The following is a 13,753-nucleotide window of genomic DNA, read 5'->3' on the forward strand; positions in this document are numbered from 1 at the left end:
CCTCAGGCCGGTGGCCGTAGCGCCAGGTCGTCCTCGGACTCGGCCGCGGCAATACGTGACGCCGGCAACCACACCAGGAATCGGGCTCCGCCTTCCGCGGCATTCTCCGCGCGGATCCGTCCGCCCGCCGCCTCGAGGATCGAACGGCTGATCGCGAGGCCGACTCCCAGTCCTTCCGGCTTGGTGGTGAAGAAGGGTTCGAACAGGCGAGGCAGGACGTCAGGCGCGATGCCAGGGCCGTGATCCCGGACCTCGATCGTGACGCCGCCGTCGGTCGCCATCGTCCGCACGCTCACGGCTCGCCGTACGCGCATGGCGGCCATCGCGTCGACGGCATTGACGACCAGGTTGAGCATCACCTGCGTCAACTGCGTCGCATCGACGGTGACCGTCGGCAGGTTCTTACCGAGTTCGACCTTGAGGGACCCTCCCCGAAGCTGAGCGTCGTGGGTCAACAGGCGCGTGATCGCCGTCGCCACGGCGTTGACGTCGACCGGCACCGCGTCGGTATCGACCTTGCGCAGCATCGACCGCATGTTGCGGATGATCTCGCCCGCGCGCTCGTCGTCGGTGATCACGTCGCCGACGATCTCGCGCAGTTCGTGCAACGGCGGCTCGGGCAGGGCCAGCAACTGCTGCGCGACTTCCGCGTTGCTCAGGATGGCGGCGAGGGGCTGGTTCAACTCGTGCGCGATCGATGCAGCCAGTTCGCCCAGGCTGGCGACACGATTGACGTGGGCCAGGGTTTCGAGTTGCCGGCGCATCGACGCATCGGTCCGCTTGCGCACCGATGCAGTGGCGATGATCTCGCCGATCGTGCGCAGGTCGCCGAGGACATGGGCGGACCAGTCCGGCGAGAACGCGTGGCTCAGTGCGAGCACGCCGATCACTTCGCCGTCTACCCGCAAGGGGAGTAGCAGGAACGAGGCACTGGAGTCGTCCGGCGCGGTGCGCGAGCGGATCGGCCTGTCGGTGATGTCGCTGATCTGCACCTCCTCGCCATGGTCGAGCCGGGGACGTGCCCACGTGAGTAGCGATTCCTCGAGCAGCGACCCTTCGCTCGCGCCGTCGATCTTCTCTGGCCAGCCGAACATCCGGCGGGGGCGGCCGTCGGGGCCCCGCAGCACCCAGATCGCGCAGTCCTCCGTGTCGAGCGCCCGCCCAAGCCGCTCGAGGCTGCTGACGATCTGCGCATCCAGCCGATCCCCGGAGAGGTTGGCGAACCCGGTCGAGATGTCGGCAACCAGGGCCTGCACGCCGAGTCGCTCGGCAAGCTGCCGCTGCGACGCCAGGCGGCGTCGACGCTCGGCGAGCAGGCCGGCAATCAGGGCCGTCTGCAGCAGCACCAGGGTCAGCGCGGCGAGAATCCACCCGCGGTACTCCTCCCAGATGCCGAGATCGCGCCAGAGCAGCGTCGTGCCGGGCGGCACGCGGCTGACTGGCAGCCCTAGCCGGCCGAGTTCCCTGGCGTCAATGAACGCGCGCGCCGCCAGCCGCTGCACCGGGATCGTGTCGGCCGGTGCCCCATCGAGGACACGGATGGTCGTGCGTCCGACCTGCGCGCCGACCTCTTCGATACGGTACAGCGAACCTCCGAGCACGCCCTGTCCGAGCAGCGCGTCATTGCTGACGAGCGTCGGCACCTGCAGCACCGGCTTGATCGCCGACAGCACGCCCTGCGACGTGATCGGGCGCCCGTGGCGGTCGGCCACGGTGCTGTCGAGCAGCACGACCGCGTCACGCGGCAGGGCGGCGACGCGGTCCGGCATCTCCTCGAGCGCCAGGTTCGTGAGGTCGATGACGCGCGAATAGCCGATGGACTGGCGCAGGGTGTTGATGGTCCGACCCGACAGCTGCCGATCGGCCGGCGCGCTGCCTCCGAGGACCGCGACCCGATGATGCGCGGCGAACAAGGGACGCATGTACGCCCACGAGTCCACCAGCGTCTCCGCGACGTCGATCACGACGGTATTCATCGGTCGGGGGTGCTGCGCGGCGTGCTCGGCGATGAAAATCAACGGCACGTCCGGCGACACTCCGAGACGCTCGCGGACCTGCAGGTATCGCGGATGCGCCATGGCGATGATGGCGGCGATGGGCTGACCGTGGTATTTGGCCTTGACGAACTCGATCTGCCGTTGCGTCACGGCATCGGAATCCGTGACGCCGTAGAGCTGTTCGAACGACAGCGCGACGTTGAGTGAGGGACGCCGCATAATCTCCGCGGCAACGCCACGCGCGAAGAGATCGAAGATCGGACGCCCCGGCTGGACCGGGATCAGCACCAGAACCGTGCCGCGCGCCGCGCCTGGTGACTCCTCCTGTGCTGCCGATGTCCTCGCGCCGGCGGCCTGGAGGCAGGCGACGCTCAAGAGGGCCGCCAGCAGGCGACCACCGTACGACCCCATGGGTTGGCAGTGTAGCGCGCCTTGCACGCGATGGCGCAACCATGCCCCACCCGGCGCTGCCAGGCGATTGGGGTCACACCAAATGGGACAGCAGTGACGGACGGGGCCTACCGGGACAAGGCCGGGTTGTGAGACCCGGTACTCAGCGCGGTGCGTATGGCCTCGAGCAATTGCTGGCCACGGAATGGCTTGCGCAAACAGAGCGCAGGGGCGACCCGTTGCAGCATTTCCTGTGTTTCGCTGGCGTCGTGCGCGGTGATGAACACCGCTGGCGGCGCCGCACCGCGCGCCCGCATCCCGCCGTAGCACTCGGGCCCGCTGACCCCGGGCAGGTGAATGTCGAGGACCAGGCAATCGAACGCCTCGCCGGCGTCGTCGGCAAGGAGGTCCTCCGCCGATCCGAAGGTGGTGACGCGCAGGCCGCTCAATTCCAGCATGCGCGCCACACCGCGTCGGATGGACGGGTCGTCATCCACGAGGGCGATACGGGCGGCGGTCATCGACAGCAAACCAGCAAGGACGATTGCTTCACGATAGAAGCGTTCAGGTTCAGCTACAACTAACCATTGGTCACGTGGGGCTTACTGCATCATTTCCGTGTGGCGTGCACCTGCGAAAAACGCAGGCACGCGAAGCGGTGCACGATCGCCACGCTGCGCTGCACGGACCTGCAAAGACGCGGAAGTTCGCTCAACGATAGCGCTCCGCCACGATCGCGACCGTCTCCCAGGTGACATCAGGCCGCGATCCCGTTCGAAGACACGCAAGTCCCGCACCCGGCTCGCGGTGGCTGTGTCTCTCTTTGATATATTTCGACGCACTGCCATGCCCAAGCGATTCCCCGTCCCCGCCGCGTGCCTGCTGGCGATGCTGCTCGTTGCTCCCCTGGCTGCGCAGCAGGCGCAGGCCCCGACCGCTCCCAAGCCGAGCCCCAAGGAAACCGAGGTCTGGGAACCCGAACCCACGGTCGTCACGCCAGGTGCGACGACCGATGCGGCGCCGTCGGACGCCATTGTCCTGTTCGGCGGAAAGAATCTCGACGAGTGGGTGAACGCGAAGGGCGGCGGCCCGGCTGGCTGGACGGTGGCCGACGGGGTCCTCACGGTCAACAAGCCAGTCGGCAACATCCAGACGAAGCGCTCATTCTCCAATTACCAGTTGCACATCGAGTGGCGCGTCCCGGCCAACATCACCGGCAAAGACCAGGGGCGCGGCAACAGCGGACTGTTCCTCGGGTCGACCGGCGGTGGCGACGCCGGCTACGAATTGCAGATCCTCGATTCGTACAACAACCGCACGTACTCCAACGGCCAGGCCGGCAGCATCTACAAGCAGGCGATCCCGCTTGCCAACGCGATGCGCAAGCCGGGGGAGTGGAACGTCTACGACGTGATCTGGACCGCCCCGGTGTTCAATGGCGACGGCTCGGTGAAGTCTGCCGCGCGCGTCACCGTGCTGCACAACGGGGTGCTCGTCCAGAACAGCTACGAGTTGAAGGGCGAGACGCTCTACATCGGCACGCCCGCCTACAAGGCGCACGGGGCCACTCCGATCAAGCTTCAGGCGCACGGCGACCCCAGTGAGCCATTGAGCTTCCGGAACATCTGGGTGCGCGAACTGAAGTAGTTCGACCTTCGGCCCATTGACGTCACCCTCGCTGGCCCGGTTGAATGACCGGGCCAGCCGTGTCTGAACCCTCCCCGTCAGTTACCCAATCCGGCGCTCCGGCCGCGCGGCGCCATGTCCGTGGCGTCGGCATCGCCCTGTTCGTCCTGGCTGCGGTCGCGCTCGTCACGCCGATCGCCAGCGAATCGGCGATGGCGCGCGTCGGCATGCTCCTGCTCGCCGCCGGCCTCCTCGAGGTCTACGACGGCTGCCGGCGGGCCCGCGACGCCGATGCCCGCGCCGCCTGGTACAACGGTGCCAGTACCCTCCTCATCGGCATCGTCGTCCTCAACAGCACTACGATCGTCGCCGGGGTCGTCATCGGCCTGTTGGCGGCGTGGTTCCTGTTCGACGCCGGACGTTATGGCTGGCGTGGCGTGGCCGCGATACGTCGCGGGACGCCCCTGCCGCTGCGGGCCTGGCTGCTGCCGCTGGTCGGCAACCTCGGCGTGGCCATCGTCGTCCTCGTGCTTCGGGAACGGGTGCTGCCGCTGACGATCGCGATCACGGCGTCACTGCGCATCCTCGGATCTGCGTGGAACGTGCTCGCCTCCCCGGTGCTCGCCTCGAATGACGCCGGCGATAGGGCGCTGGTTGATCTCGGCCTCGGCGACCGCCCCGAGATGCTGGTGATGGCCAATCGCCTCGAGGACGAGGAAATCGCTCGCGGCGGTTTCGATCGCGAGTGGATCTTCGGCTTCACCGCGACGCTGTTCGCCCTGCATGCCGGCCGCATGGGGTTCGAGGCATCCCTGCTCGGCATGCTGTCGCCGTTGCTGGCGGTCATCGGTGACTGGTTCATCGCTGTGCTGATCGCGTCGTTCGTCGTCGTGCCGGCGCGCCTCACGTTCCGGAAGGTGACCCGGCCGCTCGAGCGGCGCGCGTGGGCGTTGACCGAGGGGAACCCGGTGAGCCGCGTGACACGACTGGCCACGCGGACGGCACGCTGGTGGCTGGAGGCCCGATTGCGCTTCGCGATCCGGCTCCGCCAGGCGCGCTATTCGCCTCGCCTGGCGCTACGCCGCGGCCTGCGCACAGGCCTGCCAGCCGCAGCCGTCATCGCGGCGACGGTGCCCGTGTGGGGCATGAACTGGTATTTCGACACCGAGAACTGGGCAGCCGGCGTCTGGAACTCCTGGGCCGAGGCACGCACCGATACGTGGCGCGAGGCGATGGTACGCAGCGTGCTGGCGTCGCAGCAGGTCGGCGATGGCGCCGACGCGTTTGCGGTGACGCCCGCCGGAGTACCAGCCGACGGTGACTTCGCGTTCATCGTCATCGGCGACACCGGCGAAGGGGACGCATCGCAGCAGGTGTTGCGTGACTCACTCTGGCAGGCGGCAGAGCAGCCCGACGTCAAGTTCGTCGTGATCTCGTCCGATGTGGTCTATCCGACAGGCGCGATGCGCAATTACGAGACGAACTTCTGGTTGCCATTCAAGGGCGTCCGCGTGCCCTTGTATGCGATTCCGGGCAATCACGATTGGTACGACGCCCTGGAAGCGTTTGTCGCGACCTTCCTCGAGCCGCAAGCAGCCAGGCTCGCGATGCGCGCGCGCGTCGAAGCCGACGAGCGCATCACGAGCACGACAGATGCCCACATCGACGCACTCATCGCCCGAGCCGCGAGTTATGGTGGGGAGTACGGCGTGTCGGTCGCGCATCAACGGGCGCCGTTCTTCCAGGTCCAGACCGATCGCTTCGCGCTCGTTGCCGTCGACACTGGCGTGGCCCGACGCGTCGACGATGCCGAGTGGGCATGGCTGGAGTCAGCCCTCGAGGCTGCCCGTGGCAAGTTCGTCATGGCGATACTGGGTCATCCGCTGTATGCGGGCGGCGCCTACCTGGCCGACCCGGCCGACGACGACCCACGAGGGTTCGCGGCGATTCACGCGCTGTTGCGCCGGCACGGCGCCACCATCGTCATGGCCGGCGACACGCACGATCTCGAGTACTACGCGGAGCGTCCCGGGCCTGGGGCCGCGCCGACCATGCACCACTGGGTCAATGGCGGCGGTGGGGCGTACCTCAGTTTCGGCACGGCACTCGCGTGGCCACGACAGCCGGCCGCGACCACCTGGGCGCACTATCCCGGACATGCCGACGTGGCCCGGAAGATCGACGCGTCGACGCCCTGGTGGAAACGTCCGGCCTGGTGGTGGACACGCGATCTCGGGGGATGGCCGTTCACCGCCGAATGGCTGTCGGCGCTGTTCGACTCCAACGAGGCCCCGTTCTTCCAGAGCTTCGTCGAGGTTCGCGTCGAGCCGTCGGTGCACCGCGTCCGGGTACTGCCCTGGGGCGTACACGGCCGACTCCGATGGCGCGATCTCGATACTTCAGGCGACTTACGTGACGCAGGCGCGAATCCGAATGACCTGGTCGAGTGGGTGGTGCCCTGGGCGCAGTGAGTCGCGGTCGCGCAGGGCTCGCAGCGAGGCCGCGTTCGGAGAACCCGCCGCGCGCCGCAGGCGCACATCGGCGGATCTATACCGCGCCTTACCTAAGACTTGAGACCTGAGACCTGAGACCTGAGACTCTAGAAGTGAGAACCGTCGTCGCACTCGCGCTGTCCTGGATGGCGCCTGGATCACTCCCAGCGAAAGACGCGCGAGGAAATGAACGTGGCCACGACGAACAGCGCCGTCAGCGCCGCGACGTCGGCGCCGTGTGCGAGCCATCCCTCGCCCTTCCAGATCCCCCGCAACAGCGACACGGCATGCGACATCGGCAGCACGCGGGCGACCACCTGCATCGCTGGGGGCAGCCGATCGACGGCCACGAAGAGCCCGGAGAATCCCAGCATCGTGTAGACGATCAGCGTCGCGAGTGGCTGCGCGAATCGCGCCGTCGGCACGACGCTCGCGATGATGAAGCCGATCGACAGCAGGCACAGCGTCGTGAACAGGAGGGCGGCGGCGAACGAGACGACCGGGACGCTGCCGGCCGGACCGAACGAGCGCGCTCCAACGAGAATGAGCGCCGCAAGCGACAACGCGGTGAAGCCGAGCTTCACGATGACGTGGGCCAGCAGGATGGTGATCGGTTGCAGCGGCGTGGCCCGCAGGCGCTTCAGGATGCCGCCTTCGCGGTAGATCGCGATGATGGCCACCAGTGACACCACCGCGCTGACGGCCACCATCACGGCAGCAAGGATCGGCAAGTCGATGGCCAGTAGCGGCGGCAACGCCGCCCGTGGCGCGCCGCGACCGATCCGCCGCAGCAGCACGAACAGCAGGATCGGAAAGCCGATGGTGCCGATCACGCCCAGCGGTTCGCGCAGGAAGATCTTCGTCTCGAGCCAGGTGAGTTTCCAGAGTCCGCGCAGCATGGTCCTAGTTCCGGACGGAATGGCCGGTGAGACGGAGGAACACGTCCTCGAGCGTCGACGCCTGCGACTGTACGCCGGTGACGTGTACGCGATTCGTCGACAGGCACTCGAGCACGTCGTCGAGCACGCCCTCGCCGCTACCGTGGACGAGCAACGTTCCTGACGCGGTGTCGACGCGGGCGACGGATCGGCAGGCCGTCAGCAGGGCGGGGGCCCGTTTGTCATCGGTCGTGACGGCCACCAGCCGCTCCGGGCAATGGCGTGCCACGAGTGCGGCGGGTGTGCCGATGTCCACCACGCGACCGTTGTCGACGATGGCGACGCGATCGCAGAGGCGTTCGGCTTCCTCCATCAGGTGCGTGGTCAGCACCACGGTCTTGCCGCGGCTGCGGATGCCCCGCACCAGCTCCCAGATCGTGCGGCGAGCCTGCGGATCGAGGCCGGTCGTCAGCTCGTCGAGAAAGACGACTTCGGGGTCGTGGATCAGTGCCAGTGCGATGAACAGGCGCTGTTTCTGGCCGCCAGAGAGCGTCATGAACCAGGCGTTGCGCTTCTCGTGCAACCCGAGTTGCTCGAGGAGGTGGGCGCCGTCGAGCGTCTGACGATAGAGCGAGGCCCAGAGATCGACAGCCTCCCGGACGGTGATCCGTTTCTGCAAGTGCGACTCCTGCAGCTGCACACCAACGCGCATCTGCAACGCCCCGGCATCGCGCACGGGATCGAGCCCGAACAGGTGGATGCGACCGGCGTCGGGTACGCGCAGTCCCTCCACGCACTCGAGCGTCGTCGTCTTGCCGGCGCCATTGGGCCCGATCAATCCGAAGATCTCACCCTGATGCACGTCGAAGGACACATCCTCGACCGCTCTGACCTGGCCATAGTGCTTGCGCAGCCCTTCGACCTCGATTACCGGTGACATCGACTCAAGCGTACCCCGCCCCGGCCGCCGTGATGCAGGCCGGGGTACGATGCCCGGGATCACCGGAGGCTGCCATCTCGCGCGATCCTGCTCCTCGTCTCAAAGCCATCGACGCCCTGCGCGGGCTCGTGATCGTGCTGATGGCGCTGGACCACGCGCGCGATTTCTTTCACGCCGGCGCGATGACTTTCTCGCCGACCGACCTCGCCCGGACGACGCCGTTGCTGTTCGCGACGCGCTGGGTGACCCACCTGTGCGCGCCGCTCTTTTCGCTGCTCGCCGGCGTCGGCGCCTGGCTGCGGTTGCAGCGCCCGGGTGAGACGCGTGCGTCGCTTTCGCGCTACCTCGTTTCCCGTGGCCTCTGGCTCATCGTCCTGGAACTCGTCGTCATGCGCGTGGCGATGAACTTCTCGCTGTCGATGGCCTACCCACCGCTGCTGCTGGTGCTGTGGGTGCTCGGACTGTCGATGTTGATCCTTGCAGCGCTCGTGTGGCTGCCGCTGTCGGTCGTCCTCGCCGGAAGCCTGGTCGTCATCGTCGGCCACAACCTCCTGGATCCCATCCGCGCGGCGGACCTCGGCCAGTTCGCCGGTGTGTGGAGGGTCCTGCACGAGCCCGGCGTACTGCCCGTCGGCGGGATCGTCGCCGTGGTGGGCTACCCGCTGGTGCCGTGGTGCGCGGTGATGGCCGCGGGGTACGGCCTGGGCCCGCTGTTCGGCGCACTGGCTGACGTCCGCCAGCGCCGACTCGTGACGATGGGAATCGCCTGTTGTGTGGCGTTTCTGGGGCTACGGCTGATGAACGGCTACGGCGATCCCGCGCCCTGGTCTGTCCAGCCGTCAGCCGTGTTGACGGTGCTGTCGTTCCTCAACACGACCAAGTATCCGCCCTCGCTGGCGTTTCTGCTGATGACCCTGGGCCCTGGCCTGCTCCTGCTCGCGTGGATGGACCGGCGGGCCTGGCCGGCAGGGCAACCGCTGGTGGTGTTCGGTCGGGTGCCGCTGTTCTTTTTCGTCAGCCACTTCTTTGTGCTGCACGGGCTGGCGGCCGTCGCGGCGCTGGCCACTTATGGACGGGCGGCGGCCGCGTTCCTGTGGATGCCGCTGCCATCGATGGGCGGCCCGGCCGCGGCATTTCCTCCCGGCTTCGGCTATCCGCTGTGGGGGGTGTACGCCGCGTGGTTGGCCGTGCTGGTGCTGTTGTGGCCGGCTTGCCGCCGACTGGCCGCCAGGCGACTGGCGCGAACGTGGACGAGCGAGAGTGGCAGGGTCGCTACGCGTGCGCTCGGCGGAGGATCGAGAGCAGGGAGGTGAGCGACTGCAGTTGCTCGGCGTCCAGCGCGCCCATGTGCTGTTCCAGGAACGGCGGAATGACTTCATCGATGGCGGCCAGCGTCTCGAGTCCCTTCGGCGTGATCGTCGTGCTGACATACCGCCGATCCTCGCCGCCACGCGTGCGCGCGATGAGGCCGGTCTCCTCGAGGCGGTCGAGCAGGCGGGTGACGTCGGGGACGCGCCGCACCATACGCTGCCCGACTTCGCTGCGGCAGAGCCCCTGCTCGCCGGCGCCACGCAGGATCCGCAGCACGTTGTACTGGGTCGCGGTGACGCCCGAGGGCTTCAGCAGGGTCTCGATCGCGTGTTCCAGCAAGGCGGCGGTGCGCTGCAGGCCGACGAAGGCTTCTTCGTGTGGCGACTTGAACGGCCGCGTCTGCTTGAGTTCCTGCTCCAGGTCAGTCGGCATGTGGCGACGAGATATGTTTAAACACGTAATGTCCACGAGAAAAGGAGGCGCCGGCATCCAGCGCCTCCAATCCCTATCTTACAGCCCCGGGGGCCGTGGCGGCTGTCCCTGTGGCGCCGCCGCCGGCGCGCCCGTGCGAGGAGGGCCGTCCGGCTTCTTCGTCGGTGGCTCACGCTGCCCCTGGTGGCAGGTGTAGCACGTCACGCGCAGTTCACCCGCCTTCGGCTCCTCGCCGACACCTTTCGGGAAGGCCTCGTTGACGGCCTCGGTGTACTTGAGCATCGCCCGGGTCGTCTCCTTGTGCTCCTTGCGGTCGCTCTCGAAGTTGTACGAGCTCATGTCCGAGGGATCGGGCCCGGCGACGTGGCAATACACGCAGCGCACGCCCATGGCCTGCGTGAAGCCGCGCATCACCACCAGCAACTGCTTGGGTTCGATGTCCTTGGGGAGGACCTTCAGATTCTTCAGCTCTTTCGGTAGCCATTCCGGCGCCGCGTCGTCGGCGGGTGTCGCAGCCGGTGGCTGCGTCGGGGCCTGGCCGGCAGCGGTGACGATGGCGCCACAGAGGACCACGCCGGCCGCAAAAGGAACGAGACCTCGCATCATTCACTCTCCCGGGAAGGGCAGCATTCTGCTGGAGGGCAGATGCTAGCGCACTTTCGTGCGCTCCGCAGATGCGTTCCCTGCTGCGGCGGCAGCGGACCGTCGACCCCGGCCGACGGTCCAACGTCAGCTAACTCTGCTGCCTCAAATCGCTGGCGGTCGAGGCGGCTGCCCCTGTGGGGGCTGCCCCTGCGCAGGCGGGGCCTGCGGTTGTGCGCCCTGTGCGCCGGGTGCTCCCGGTGCGCCGGGGCCGCCAGGCGCCCCTGGTGGCCCACCAGGTCCGCCAGGACCATCCGGCCGACGCGTCTGGGGTTCCTTGTCACCGCGGTGGCAGGTCCAGCATGTGACGCGCATCTGGCCTGGTTCGGGCTCGTCCCCGACGTCCATCGGAAAGTCCTTGTTCAGCGACTCCGTGAACCTGAGCATCGAGCGAGCGGCCTTCTTGTGGTCCTTCTCGTCGCTCGCGAAGTCGAACGTGTTGAGGTCCTGCTCGTTCGCGCCAGGGACATGGCAGAACACGCATCGAACGCCCAGCGCCTGTGTAAAGCCGCGCATCACGCCCATCAACTGGCGCCCCTCGATGTCCTTGGGCAAGACCTTCAGGTTCTTGGGTGTCGGCGGGACAAAGGCCGGACGGCCTCCCGGGGGGCCACCCTGAGGACCAGGCGGCGGCCCCTGTGGCGGCGCCTGTGGCGCCTGCCCGGCGACGGTGATGACAGCGCTGCACAACAGGGCAGCGGCAAGGGACGCAGCGCCTCGGAACATGCGGCTCTCCTCGATCAGGTCAACGGCTGGTCACGGACGATTGTGCTGCTTACGACGCACCGCCATCCGCCGTTGCGCGCGTCAGGTGCCCTGTTCGGCCCACGTCCGGGCCGCCTGGTCGTCCTCGAACACCGCGGATATGAGCCGTTCAATCGTCGCGACCCTTGTCGCTGCTGCCGCCGACGGGGAAGCCGCGGTTCTGCAGCAACGCGTTGACGTCCGGCTCGCGACCGCGAAAGCGTCGGTAGGCCTCGGCCCGATCGATGCTGTTGCCGGTGGCCAGGATGATGGTCTTGAACTTCTGCGCGACCGCCGGGTCCCACGGGCTGCCGGCTTCCTCGAACGCGGCCCACGCATCGGAAGCCATCACGTCCGACCAGAGGTAGCTGTAGTAGCCCGCCGAGTAGGAGTCCGACGTGAACAGGTGGTTGAACTGCGGCAGTCGGTGCCGCATCGCCACCTCCTTCGGCGCACCAATCTCCGCCAGTGTCTTGCGCTCGAACGCATCCGGATCGACCACGCCATCCGGCAACAGGTGCAGGCGCATGTCGACGATGGCCGAAGCCAGGTACTCGACCGTGGCGTAACCCTGGTTGAACTTGGACGCGTTGTTCACCTTGTCCACCAACGCTTGCGGCATCGGCGCCTTCGTCTGGTAATGACGGAAGTACGTATCCAGCAGGTCGCGCGTGAGCACCCAGTTCTCGTGCACCTGGCTCGGGAACTCCACGAAGTCGCGCGGCGTCCCTGCCAGCCCGGGGTACGTGACGTCCATCAGCAGGCCATGCAGCGCGTGCCCGAACTCGTGGAACAGCGTCTCGGCATCGTCGAGGCTGATGAGCACCGGCTCCCCGGCGGCGGCCTTGACGAAGTTGTTGTTGTTGGACGTGATCGGGGTGACGGGCCCGTCGAACCGGCGCTGTCCCCGGTATCCGGAGGCCCATGCGCCGGACCGCTTGTACTGGCGCGCGAAATCGTCGCGATAGTACACGCCGACGTGACGGCCGGTGGCCTTGTCCTTGACCTCGAAGACGCGGACGTCCGGATGGAAGACGGGCACCGTCCCGGTGATCTCCGTGAACGTCAAGCCGTACAGCTTCTCGGCCATCGCGTACGACGCCGCGATCACGTTGTTCAACTCGAAGTAGGGCTTCAGCTCGTTCGTGTCGAGGTCGTACTTCGCCTTGCGGACCTTCTCGGCGTAGTACAGGTAGTCCCATGGCTCGATGGTGATCGCCTGGCCTTCCCTGGCGGCGATCGCCTGCATGTCGGCGACCTCCTCCTTGACGCGCGCCACGGCTGGCGTCCACACGCGCATCATCAGCTCGGTGGCCTTCTGAGGGTCGCGGGCCATGGTGTCGTCCATGCGCCAGTGCGCGTGCGAGGCAAAGCCGAGCAACCTGGCGCGATCGGCACGCAGCTTGACAATCCGGGCAATGACCGCATGGGTGTCGTTGGCGTTGCCGTTGTCGCCGCGGCTCTTGAAGGTCGTCCACACCTTCTCGCGCAGGTCCCGGCGCGACGCAAACGTGAGAAACGGGTCGACCGAGGATCGGGTGTTGACGACAGCCCACTTGCCGGGAACCTTGTGCTCGGCGGCCGCGGCCTTGTAGGCCGAGACGAGCGCCGTCGGCAGCCCCGCGAGGTCGGCCTCACTGTCCAGCGTGATCCACGTGTCCTCGTCGGCCAGGATCTTGGTGGCGAAGTCCGAGAACGCGCCTGCGAGCTCCTGGTTGATCTTCGAGAGCTGCTGCTTGTCCGCGGCACTCAGCTTCGCGCCCTGTCGCACGAAGCCGTCGTAGGTCCGCTGCGTGAGGCGCTGCTGCTCGGCCGTGAGATCCCCGCGTGCCATCGAGTCCCGGACAGCCGCGACGCGGGCGAACAGCCGCTCGTTGAACGTGATCTCGTCGTCGGCGGCAGCGAAGATCGGCGAGAGCTCGCGGTCGAGCGCCTGGTACTCCGGCGCGTTCCGGTTGCTGGTCATGACGCCGAACAACACGTCCAGCCGTCCCAGCGGGCGACCCGCACGCTGCAGGGCCTCGATCGTGTTGGCGAACGTGGCCGGCGCCGTGATCTTGGTGATCGCCTCGATGTCCTGGCGTTGGAGGTCGATCGCGGCCAGGAATGCCGGTTTGAAGAGCTCGGGCAACACCTTGTCCCACGGGGGCACACCGCCGTAGGGGCCCGTCCATTCCTGGAGCAGCGGATTGGTGGCGGCGGTGGCGGCAGGCTGGGCGGGGCTGTTCACAGGGTTTACGAGGAGGCCCAGCACGGCGAAACCGGCAGGCATGAATGACTCGAGTGGCACACGTCCTCCAG

At 67.5% G+C, this 13,753-nt stretch carries 11 protein-coding genes; 3 read left to right on the forward strand and 8 right to left on the reverse strand.

Annotated features, from left to right (window positions below; translation table 11 throughout):
• Nucleotides 1-2: 2 nt before the first annotated feature.
• Entirely contained in the window at nt 3-2,408 is a 2,406-nt protein-coding gene (locus LuPra_RS16100) for an ATP-binding protein (protein ID WP_110171687.1), read from the reverse strand.
• Nucleotides 2,409-2,515: 107 nt separating this feature from the next.
• Nucleotides 2,516-2,908 (reverse strand): response regulator transcription factor, encoded by a 393-nt coding sequence (locus LuPra_RS16105; protein WP_110171688.1) that lies wholly within the window; start codon nt 2,906-2,908, stop codon nt 2,516-2,518.
• Nucleotides 2,909-3,233: 325 nt separating this feature from the next.
• Between LuPra_RS16105 and LuPra_RS16110 the strand changes: the two genes are divergently transcribed.
• Together LuPra_RS16110 and LuPra_RS16115 are read left to right on the forward strand one after the other, a co-directional pair.
• On the forward strand, nt 3,234-4,034 hold the full coding sequence (locus LuPra_RS16110; protein WP_110171689.1) for a 3-keto-disaccharide hydrolase: 801 nt from the start codon (nt 3,234-3,236) through the stop codon (nt 4,032-4,034).
• Nucleotides 4,035-4,093: 59 nt separating this feature from the next.
• Complete coding sequence (locus LuPra_RS16115) at nt 4,094-6,484, forward strand: metallophosphoesterase family protein (RefSeq protein ID WP_157899262.1); 2,391 nt, start codon at nt 4,094-4,096, stop codon at nt 6,482-6,484.
• Nucleotides 6,485-6,663: 179 nt separating this feature from the next.
• Here LuPra_RS16115 and LuPra_RS16120 read toward each other — a convergent pair whose 3' ends face one another.
• Entirely contained in the window at nt 6,664-7,404 is a 741-nt protein-coding gene (locus LuPra_RS16120) for an ABC transporter permease (RefSeq protein WP_110171691.1), read from the reverse strand.
• A gap of 4 nt (nt 7,405-7,408) precedes the next feature.
• A complete protein-coding gene (locus tag LuPra_RS16125; RefSeq protein ID WP_110171692.1) occupies nt 7,409-8,323 on the reverse strand; it encodes an ABC transporter ATP-binding protein in 915 nt (304 codons plus the stop codon).
• Between LuPra_RS16125 and LuPra_RS16130 the strand changes: the two genes are divergently transcribed.
• Nucleotides 8,317-9,636, forward strand: a complete 1,320-nt coding sequence (locus LuPra_RS16130) for an acetyltransferase domain-containing protein (RefSeq protein ID WP_234800417.1) — start codon at nt 8,317-8,319, stop codon at nt 9,634-9,636. The two genes, LuPra_RS16125 and LuPra_RS16130, sit on opposite strands and share 7 nt — an antisense overlap.
• Here LuPra_RS16130 and LuPra_RS16135 read toward each other — a convergent pair.
• From LuPra_RS16135 to LuPra_RS16150, 4 genes are all read right to left on the reverse strand, one after another.
• Complete coding sequence (locus LuPra_RS16135) at nt 9,596-10,066, reverse strand: MarR family winged helix-turn-helix transcriptional regulator (protein ID WP_157899263.1); 471 nt, start codon at nt 10,064-10,066, stop codon at nt 9,596-9,598. The two genes, LuPra_RS16130 and LuPra_RS16135, sit on opposite strands and share 41 nt — an antisense overlap.
• Nucleotides 10,067-10,144: 78 nt before the next feature.
• Nucleotides 10,145-10,672, reverse strand: a complete 528-nt coding sequence (locus LuPra_RS16140) for a c-type cytochrome (protein WP_110171695.1) — start codon at nt 10,670-10,672, stop codon at nt 10,145-10,147.
• A 141-nt stretch (nt 10,673-10,813) separates the two neighbouring features.
• Nucleotides 10,814-11,434 carry a c-type cytochrome gene (locus LuPra_RS16145; protein WP_110171696.1) on the reverse strand — a complete coding sequence of 207 codons (621 nt, stop codon included), beginning with the start codon at nt 11,432-11,434 and terminating at the stop codon, nt 10,814-10,816.
• A 148-nt stretch (nt 11,435-11,582) separates the two neighbouring features.
• Entirely contained in the window at nt 11,583-13,724 is a 2,142-nt protein-coding gene (locus tag LuPra_RS16150; RefSeq protein ID WP_110174723.1) for a M3 family metallopeptidase, read from the reverse strand.
• Nucleotides 13,725-13,753: the final 29 nt, after the last annotated feature.

This window comes from Luteitalea pratensis (assembly GCF_001618865.1).
Taxonomy (GTDB): domain Bacteria; phylum Acidobacteriota; class Vicinamibacteria; order Vicinamibacterales; family Vicinamibacteraceae; genus Luteitalea; species Luteitalea pratensis.

Excerpts from the sequence above, each read along its gene's own strand:
- LuPra_RS16100 (WP_110171687.1), bottom strand. The coding sequence starts at position 2,408 with ATGGGGTCGTACGGTGGTCGCCTGCTGGCGGCCCTCTTGAGCGTCGCC.
- LuPra_RS16105 (WP_110171688.1), bottom strand. The coding sequence starts at position 2,908 with ATGACCGCCGCCCGTATCGCCCTCGTGGATGACGACCCGTCCATCCGA.
- LuPra_RS16110 (WP_110171689.1), top strand. The coding sequence starts at position 3,234 with ATGCCCAAGCGATTCCCCGTCCCCGCCGCGTGCCTGCTGGCGATGCTG.
- LuPra_RS16120 (WP_110171691.1), bottom strand. The coding sequence starts at position 7,404 with ATGCTGCGCGGACTCTGGAAACTCACCTGGCTCGAGACGAAGATCTTC.
- LuPra_RS16125 (WP_110171692.1), bottom strand. The coding sequence starts at position 8,323 with ATGTCACCGGTAATCGAGGTCGAAGGGCTGCGCAAGCACTATGGCCAG.
- LuPra_RS16135 (WP_157899263.1), bottom strand. The coding sequence starts at position 10,066 with ATGCCGACTGACCTGGAGCAGGAACTCAAGCAGACGCGGCCGTTCAAG.
- LuPra_RS16140 (WP_110171695.1), bottom strand. The coding sequence starts at position 10,672 with ATGATGCGAGGTCTCGTTCCTTTTGCGGCCGGCGTGGTCCTCTGTGGC.
- LuPra_RS16145 (WP_110171696.1), bottom strand. The coding sequence starts at position 11,434 with ATGTTCCGAGGCGCTGCGTCCCTTGCCGCTGCCCTGTTGTGCAGCGCT.
- LuPra_RS16150 (WP_110174723.1), bottom strand. The coding sequence starts at position 13,724 with ATGCCTGCCGGTTTCGCCGTGCTGGGCCTCCTCGTAAACCCTGTGAAC.